The sequence below is a fragment of the Streptomyces sp. 15-116A genome (assembly GCF_025290915.1).
Taxonomy (GTDB): Bacteria; Actinomycetota; Actinomycetes; order Streptomycetales; family Streptomycetaceae; genus Streptomyces.
On record NZ_JAOCQE010000363.1, the window covers coordinates 1 to 5,276 of the forward strand.

Sequence of the window (5,276 nt, forward strand, 5' to 3'; positions counted from 1 at the left end):
GCGGGTGCCCGCCTCGCCGATCAGGTTGGAGCGCAGCGAGAGCAGCACGGCCGCCCCGGCGGCGACCAGCGCCACGGCGACCACGAGCGTCGCGGCGAGGGTCGCCCGGGCGCGGACGGAGCCGAACAGACGGTTCACGCCGCTGCCTCCAGCCGGTAACCGGCGCCGCGCACGGTCCGGATGAGCGCGGGCCGCAGCTTGCGCCGCAGAGCGCTGATGTACACCTCGACGATGTTCGGGTCGCCCTCGTAGGCGAAGTCCCAGACGTGCTCCAGGATCTCCGCCTTGGACACCACCTCCCCGGCCCGCAGGACGAGCTGCTCCAGGACGGCGAACTCCTTCGCGGTGAGCGTCACTTCGTCCTCGCCGAGGAAGACCCGGCGGGCGGCGGTGTCCACCTTGAGGTCGCCGTGCACATGGACCGGGGAGGCGCCGGCGCCCTGGCCGCGGCGGCGCAGCAGCGCCTTGACGCGGGCGACGAGGACGACGTAGGAGAACGGCTTGGTCAGGTAGTCGTCCGCGCCGGTGTCCAGGCCCTCGGCCTCGTCGTACTCGCCGTCCTTCGCGGTGAGCATCAGGATCGGCACGTCGTGTCCGGCGGCGCGCAGGGCGGCGCAGACGCGGTAGCCGTTCAGGCCGGGCAGCATGATGTCGAGGATCACCAGGTCGTACGTCCCCTCCGCGGCCCGGTGCAGGCCCTCCCGGCCGTCGTGGACGACGTCCACGGCGTAACCCTCGGCGGCGAGTCCCTTGGCGAGCGACAGGGCGAGGCGTTTTTCGTCCTCGACGATCAAGAATCGAAAGGGGCGGCGCGAAGCGCCTCCGGCAGGGTGGTGGTGGGTGACGGGCGGGCGCATGTACTCAAGGGTCGCAGGGGGAACCTGAAGAACCCTTCAGGCGGTTTCAGCTTGCTCTCAGGGTCGTTCGGCGAGATTGAGGGTGTCGAAAACGCAGTGACTCGGGAGGAATCCTCATGAAGCGCAACATCGTGATCGCCGTGGTGACGGCAGCGGCACTGCTGGGCGGGGGCACGGCCACGGCTCTCGCGGTGTCGGGGGACGACGACGCGACGCCGACGTCGCGGGTGACGGACGACAAGGGGCGTGACGACGACGGCCGCGACGACGACGGTGGTCGTGAGGACGACCCGGACGAGGCCCGTGCCGCCGCCTCCGCGGACGTGACCGCGGCCGAGGCGATCGCCGCCGCGCTGAAGCACACGCCGGGTACGGCGGTCTCCGCGGACCTGGACGGCGACGAGGGCAGGACGGCCTGGGAAGTGGACGTCCTGGGCAAGGGCGACACCTGGCACAGCGTGCGGATCGACCCGGCCAGCGGGAAGGTGCTGAGCGCGCACGAGGACGACGAGGACGACACCGCGGAGGTGCGTGCCGCGCTGAAGGGGGCGTCGGTGAGCGCGGAGGATGCGGCGAGGGCCGCGGCCGCGAAGGGCACGGTGACGTCGGTGGACCTGGACGACGACGGCGAGAAGGTCTGGGAGGTCGAGACGTCCGGCGCGGGCGACTGGAAGGTCGCCTTGAACACCGCGAAGGTCACCCCGGACCGCGAGGACTCCGACGACTCGGGCGACAACGACTGATCCCGAACGGGACCCATTCAGCCAACCGAGTCGGGTGGTGGGTGGGCATAGGCCGGCGCCGCTCAGCCTTGCGTCAGGCCCTCCACCAGCTCATCCGCCGCCCGGTAGGGATCCAGCTCCCCCGCGATGATCCGCTCCGCCAGCGCACCCAGCCTACGGTCGCCGTGCAGGTCGCCGATCCGCTCCCGCAGCGCCGTCACCGCGATCGTCTCGACCTCCCGCGCGGCACGCGCCCTGCGGCGTTCCGCCAGAACGCCCCGCTCCTCCATCCAGGCCCGGTGTTTCTCCAGCGCCTCGACGACCTCCTCGACGCCCTCCGCCCGCGCCGCGACCGTCTTCACGATCGGCGGCCGCCAGTCACCCGGCTTACGGGACTCCCCCAGCCCCAGCATGTGGTTCAGCTCCCGCGCCGTGGCGTCCGCACCATCCCGGTCGGCCTTGTTGACGACGTACACGTCCCCGATCTCCAGGATTCCGGCCTTCGCCGCCTGGATGCCGTCGCCCATGCCCGGCGCCAGCAGCACCACGGACGTATCGGCCTGGGAGGCGATCTCCACCTCCGACTGCCCCACGCCCACCGTCTCCACGAGGATGACGTCGCACCCCGCCGCGTCCAGCACACGGATCGCCTGCGGCGCGGCCCAGGCGAGACCACCCAGGTGGCCCCGGGTCGCCATGGAGCGGATGTAGACCCCGGGGTCGGAGGCGTGCTCCGACATCCGCACCCGGTCACCGAGCAGCGCGCCCCCGGAGAAGGGCGAGGACGGGTCGACGGCCAGGACGCCGACCCGCTTCCCCTGTTTGCGGTACGCGGTGACGAGCGCGGAGGTGGACGTCGACTTGCCGACGCCCGGCGAGCCCGTCAGGCCCACCACGTACGCGTTGCCGGTCAGCGGAGCCAGCGCCGCCATGACCTCCCTGAGCTGCGGGGACGCCCCCTCCACCAGGGAGATCAGCCGGGCCACGGCCCGCGGCCTGCCCTCCCTGGCCTGGGCCACGAGGGTGGAGACGTCCTGCATCACAGCTCCGTTCACGAGAGACAACCAGCAAACACAGGGCCGAGGCTCAGGCCTTCGGCACCCGCACGATCAGCGCGTCGCCCTGACCGCCGCCACCGCACAGCGCCGCCGCGCCGACCCCGCCGCCGCGCCGCTTCAGCTCCAGCGCCAGGTGCAGCACCAGACGGGCACCGGACATGCCGATCGGGTGGCCGAGGGCAATCGCACCACCGTTGACATTCACCTTTTCGGTGGACACGCCGAGGTCCTTCATGGACTGCACGGCGACCGCGGCGAACGCCTCGTTGATCTCGATGAGGTCGAGGTCGGAGACCTCCAGGCCCTCCTTCTTCAGGGCGTGCAGGATGGCGTTGGAGGGCTGGGACTGCAGCGAGTTGTCCGGGCCGGCCACATTGCCGTGGGCGCCGATCTCGGCGATCCAGTCGAGGCCCAGCTCCTGCGCCTTGGCCTTGCTCATCACGACGACCGCGGCCGCGCCGTCGGAGATCTGGGACGACGAGCCCGCCGTGATGGTGCCGTCCTTGGAGAAGGCGGGGCGCAGCTTGCCGAGCGACTCGGCGGTGGTGTCGCCGCGGATGCCCTCGTCCTTGCTGAACAGCACCGGGTCGCCCTTGCGCTGCGGGATCTCCACCGGGGTGATCTCCGCCTCGAAGATGCCGTTCTTCTGCGCGGCGGCGGCCCGCTGGTGGGACAGGGCGGCGATCTCGTCCTGCTCGGCGCGGCCGATGCCGAGGCGGGCGTTGTGCTTCTCGGTGGACTCGCCCATGGCGATGTTCTCGAAGGCGTCGGTCAGACCGTCGTACGCCATGGCGTCGAGCATCTGGACGGCGCCGTACTTGAAGCCCTCGCGGGACTTCGGCAGCAGGTGCGGGGCGTTGGTCATGGACTCCTGGCCGCCGGCGACGACGACGTCGAACTCACCGGCGCGGATCAGCTGGTCGGCGAGCGCGATCGCGTCGAGGCCGGAGAGGCACACCTTGTTGATGGTGAGCGCCGGGACGTTCATCGGGATGCCGGCCTTGACGGCGGCCTGGCGGGCCGGGATCTGCCCCGCCCCGGCCTGGAGCACCTGCCCCATGATCACGTACTGGACCTGGTCGCCGCCGATCCCCGCACGGTCGAGGGCGGCCTTGATCGCGAAGCCGCCGAGGTCGGCTCCGGAGAAGGACTTCAGCGAACCGAGCAGCCGACCCATCGGGGTGCGGGCGCCCGCGACGATGACGGACGTCGTGCCGTTCGTTGCGGAAGATGCAGAAGACATGAGCTGCGATCCCCTTACCGGCCTGCACAGCCGAGGAGTGAACGAGGGTTTACTTCGAATGTACTGAGCGGTGCGGGACCGCGTCATCGGCCCTTCGGTGTGATCGCGCGCACGTTGCGTAACCACGCCGGGAGCGCTGCACTGAATCCATGCTGACGCGAATCGACCACATCGGGATCGCCTGTTTCGACCTGGACAAGACCGTGGAGTTCTACCGGGCCACCTACGGCTTCGAGGTGTTCCACTCCGAGGTCAACGAGGAGCAGGGCGTGCGCGAGGCCATGCTCAAGATCAACGAGACCTCGGACGGCGGCGCCTCCTACCTGCAGCTCCTGGAGCCGACCCGGGAGGACTCCACCGTCGCCAAGTGGCTCGCCAAGAACGGCGAGGGCGTGCACCACATCGCCTTCGGTACGGCGGATGTCGACGGGGACGCGGCCGACATCAAGGACAAGGGCGTACGCGTTCTGTACGAAGAGCCCCGGCGCGGCTCCATGGGGTCACGCATCACCTTCCTGCACCCCAAGGACTGCCACGGCGTACTGACGGAACTGGTCACTTCCGCCCCCGTTGAACCGTCCGAGCACTGACCCACGTACATAGGGGCCGGTAGGGTTGGGTGCGGTCGCCGCTCGATCCAGGGTGACCAGGTCCTGCCGTCACGGGTGGCAGGACCACCGGGGTCCGGTTTCGGGGGGCGAGCGCCGGGGCAGCAGCCCATGCTCCGCCGTTGATCTGACACCATTCCCCGGGGGCCCCGTTCGGCGTATGGACGGGAGCCCGGCCAGACTTGCGACCAGGGGACGGATGGGACCGCGCAGTGCGGGGCTACGAGAGCCAGGAGCGAGAGCCGGCGGCTGACGTCGACCACCTCTCTCGGTTCGAAGCCGAGATGAAGCGGCTGAAGACCGAGCGGGAAAAGGCGATCCAGCACGCCGAGGACCTCGGCTACCAGGTCGAGGTGCTGCGCGCCAAGCTGCACGAGGCGCGGCGCACCATCATGTCCCGGCCCGCCTACGACGGCGGTGACATCGGCTACCAGGCCGAGCAGTTGCTGCGCAACGCCCAGCTGCAGGCCGACCAGCTGCGCGCGGAGGCCGAGCGGGAGCTGAGCCAGGCTCGCGCGCAGACGCAGCGGATCCTCCAGGAGCACGCGGAGCAGGCGGCCCGGCTCCAGGCGGAGCTGCACCAGGAGGCGGTGACCCGGCGCCAGCAGCTCGACCAGGAGCTGGCGGAGCGCCGGCAGAACGTCGAGTCGCACGTCAACGAGAACGTGGCGTGGGCGGAGCAGCTGCGCGCGCGCACCGAGCAGCAGGCGCGCCGGCTGCTCGAGGAGTCCCGCGCGGAGGCGGAGCAGGCGATGGCCGCCGCCCGCGCGGAGGCCGAGCGGCTCACG

The 5,276-nt window shown here is 70.8% G+C and carries 5 protein-coding genes and 1 pseudogene; 3 read left to right on the forward strand and 3 right to left on the reverse strand.

Annotation, left to right across the window (positions count from 1 at the left end; translation table 11 throughout):
* Positions 1-134: 134 nt before the first annotated feature.
* On the reverse strand, positions 135-857 hold the full coding sequence (locus tag N4P33_RS32230) for a response regulator transcription factor (RefSeq protein ID WP_260830486.1): 723 nt from the start codon (positions 855-857) through the stop codon (positions 135-137).
* A 116-nt stretch (positions 858-973) separates the two neighbouring features.
* On the opposite strand from N4P33_RS32230, the gene N4P33_RS32235 reads away from it, so the two are divergent.
* The gene (locus tag N4P33_RS32235; RefSeq protein WP_260830487.1) at positions 974-1,600 is read left to right on the forward strand and encodes a PepSY domain-containing protein; all 627 of its coding nucleotides are present in this window, start codon (positions 974-976) and stop codon (positions 1,598-1,600) included.
* Positions 1,601-1,662: 62 nt separating this feature from the next.
* Here N4P33_RS32235 and meaB read toward each other — a convergent pair whose 3' ends face one another.
* Positions 1,663-2,619 carry a methylmalonyl Co-A mutase-associated GTPase MeaB gene (meaB, locus tag N4P33_RS32240; protein ID WP_260830488.1) on the reverse strand — a complete coding sequence of 319 codons (957 nt, stop codon included), beginning with the start codon at positions 2,617-2,619 and terminating at the stop codon, positions 1,663-1,665.
* 46 nt (positions 2,620-2,665) lie between these two features.
* Positions 2,666-3,880: an acetyl-CoA C-acetyltransferase gene (locus N4P33_RS32245; RefSeq protein ID WP_260830489.1), complete on the reverse strand. Its 1,215-nt coding sequence runs from the start codon at positions 3,878-3,880 to the stop codon at positions 2,666-2,668.
* 149 nt (positions 3,881-4,029) lie between these two features.
* Between N4P33_RS32245 and mce the strand changes: the two genes are divergently transcribed.
* Entirely contained in the window at positions 4,030-4,470 is a 441-nt protein-coding gene (mce, locus tag N4P33_RS32250; RefSeq protein WP_260830490.1) for a methylmalonyl-CoA epimerase, read from the forward strand.
* Positions 4,471-4,700: 230 nt separating this feature from the next.
* A pseudogene (locus N4P33_RS32255) lies at positions 4,701-5,276 on the forward strand (hypothetical protein); the annotation flags it as partial.